Annotated in this window: 1 protein-coding gene; it reads left to right on the top strand. The window is 45.1% G+C overall.

The window, feature by feature from the left end; genetic code table 11:
• Nucleotides 1-709: IS3 family transposase (locus AS194_RS02180; protein ID WP_058023844.1), on the top strand; the 709-nt coding region annotated here is incomplete at both ends.

Genomic DNA, 709 nt, shown 5'->3' with positions numbered 1-709 from the left:
TAGAGGTAGTTATGGGGTCGAGCTGATTTGTAGAGTACTACCGATTGCCCCGTCAACCTATCACCGTACTAAAGACTTGGAGAGCTACCCTGAAAAACGCTCACTGCGCAGTCAACATGACGACTTTTACATCAGCGAGATTAAACGTATCTGGCAGGACAGCAAATGCCGCTATGGTGCGCGTAAAGTATGGCAGCAGATGAAAGTTGACGGGTTAAAGGTTGCTCGTTGTACCATAGAGCGTTTAATGAGACAGCATGGTCTACAAGGTGTCTGGCGCGGTAAGGGTAAAATAACAACTCACAGCCGTGATGATCAAAAGCGTGCTGATGACCTAGTCAATCGTAACTTTAGCGCTCATCGCCCTAACCAGCTCTGGGTGGCAGACTTTACTTATATCAAGACATTGAGCGGCTGGGTCTATACCGCTTTTATTATTGATGTGTTTGCCCGTGCTATCGTTGGTTGGAAGGTATCTAATCGTATGAACACGAATATGGTGATGGCGGCGTTAAATCAAGCAATAGCAGATAGAAACTATCCCAAAGATGTTATTCATCACAGTGATCGAGGGGTTCAGTATTTATCCATTCGCTATACTGATAAAATGGCTACATGCGGTGTTATAGCTTCTGTCGGTACGACAGGCGATTCATACGATAATGCATTAGCTGAAACGGTCAACGGGCTTTATAAGTCTGAGGTGATT

The organism is Psychrobacter piscatorii (assembly GCF_001444505.1).
Taxonomy (GTDB): Bacteria; Pseudomonadota; Gammaproteobacteria; order Pseudomonadales; family Moraxellaceae; genus Psychrobacter; species Psychrobacter piscatorii_B.
This window is presented reverse-complemented; position numbering and strand designations above follow the sequence as displayed.